Raw genomic sequence first — 2,392 nt, 5'->3', positions numbered from 1 at the left:
GCTCAGGATCGTTCGCGAGATCAAGACCTCGGATACCACCGATTTCGACACGGCCAAGTTCTCCGGCCCGCGAGGCAACTACACCATTACGATAAACGCTGACGGCTCCGTGACGGTCACGGACAACGTCGGGACGGATGGGACGGATACGCTCCGGAACATCGAGCGGCTGCAGTTTACCGATCAGTCTCTCGTGCGTAGCGGTGCGAGTTTCATCGATCAGTCGCTCGTGGTCGTCGCTGCAAACAAGGCGCCGGTGGGGCGGCCGACCATCGTCGACGTGAACGGCGGCAATATCATCCAGGTCGGAGATGTCCTGACGGCCAGTCTGCTCGGCCTGACCGATGCCGACAATATCCTGGGAACCAACACGACTGGTGCCGTTTCTGCTCCGGTTTCCTATTTCTGGCAGGTCGATGACGGCACCGGTTTCGCCGATATCGAACTCTTCGGGGCCGGCGAGGTGGAGCGCGCGCATGGCCCGAGCTTCACGGTCACTGATGGCGAGAAGGGGCTGCCGATCAGGCTGCGGGTCGTCTATCAGGACGCTCATGGCGTGCTCGAGGAGGTGTTCTCCGCCCCGACCGCGACCGTCGGCACCAATGTTCCGCCGCTGCCGCCAACCACCATCGTCGGCACGCGCGCCAACGATGTCCTGGTGGGTACGGCGGGCGCCGATACCATCACCGGCGACCGTGGCGACGACACCATCACCGGCCTTGGCGGCAATGACACGATCGACGCAGGCCGTGGGGCCGATACGGTCGACGGCGGCGACGGCGACGACACCATCCTCGGCGATCGCGACAACGACATCCTCAATGGCGGGGCCGGGAACGACACGATCGACGGCGGCCGTGGTGACGACACCATCAATGGCGGCCTGGGCAATGACACGATCCTTGGCGATCGCGGCGATGATCTGATCATCGTTGGCTCGACCGAAGGGCGTGACATCATCGACGGCGGTCGTGACACCGACACCGTTCGGATCGTGGGCGACGCGACCGCAGAGGCTTTCCGGGTCTATGCCCGGGCCGATGCGATCGCGGCCGGTATCACGGTCGCCGCAGCGACCGAGATCGTCATCACGCGTGGCGCCGCGGTCGTCGCGGAACTCGCGAATATCGAGGAGATCCAGATCACCGGCGGCGGCGGCGGCGACACCTTCCAGGTCATCGGCAATTTCGCGGCGACCACGTTGTTCACCAACACCATCACGATCGATGGTTCGACGGGCGACGATACCGTCAATATCTCGGCGCTAACCTCGGCACATCGCATCGTCTTCAAGTCGATGGGCGGCCATGACACGATCATCGGGACCTTGCGGCCTCAGGATGTCATCGAGCTGGCGCCCGGTTCGACGCTCGCCAACTACACGAGCACGAACAACGACAACGGCACGACGACCCTGACGAATGGCGGCCATACCATCACCTTCGCAACGCTGGCGGGCGGCGCGTCGCCGACCTTCGCGAATTCCGGCAGTAGCGGTGGCGGCGGGGGCGGCAACGGCGGCGGCGATGGTGGCGGAAATGGCGGCGGAGATGGTGGAGGCGACGGCGTCACCGGCGCGTTCGAACTCACCGCCGGCGACCTTTCCGGGCTGAAGCACCTGGTCAACGGCCAGGAAGTCCCTGGCGATGACGACACGGTGCCCGGCGTCCGCGATCTCAGCGGCCACGGCAACAATGTCACCCATCCCGATTACGGCGCGGCGGACGAGCACTTCATCCGGCTGACAGAAGCCCACTATGGCGAATACGACGCGGCGACCGGCAACAACAAGATCAACCCGATCTTCGAAGGGCTCGATCCACGCAACATCAGCAATATCCTCGGAGTGCAGGAAGCAGACCTGCCGAAGAACAGCAACGACGCCAATATCTTCTTCATGGCCTTCGGCCAGTATTTCGACCACGGCCTCGACTTCCTGCCGAAGGGTGGCAACGGCACGATCCAGATCGGGGCTCCCGGGAGCGGCGCGCCCGGATCAGGCAACCCGGCCGATCTCACCCGGGGCACGGTCGACGAAATCGTCGACGGCGTTCCCCAGCATATCAACCGCACCTCGCCTTTCGCGGACCAGAACCAGGCCTATGGCTCGAACGGGCTCGTCGGCCAGTTCCTCCGGGAAGGCGACGGCCATGGCGACGGCGGTCTCGGCTCGATGCTGCTGGCGGGAGCGCCGGATCCGTCTGACCCGGCTTTCCGATTGCTGCCGACGCTGCGCGAACTGATCCTGGAGCATTGGGAGAACAACACCGTCTTCAGCCTGCCGAACGGCGGCTCGGTCAGATTCCAGTCCTATTTCCCCGGGCTGGTCGATGGTAGCGGGGTGATCAACACCACGATGGCAGCGAGCATGGCGTCCAACTTCATGGGCACC

General features: G+C 64.4%; 1 protein-coding gene. It reads left to right on the top strand.

Annotated features, from left to right (window positions below):
- On the top strand, positions 1–2,392 hold a 2,392-nt coding region (locus tag AC1D34_RS36675), incomplete at both ends, for a calcium-binding protein (RefSeq protein ID WP_476826913.1).

The organism is Allobosea sp. P1_A7, from assembly GCF_056406775.1.
This window is presented reverse-complemented; position numbering and strand designations above follow the sequence as displayed.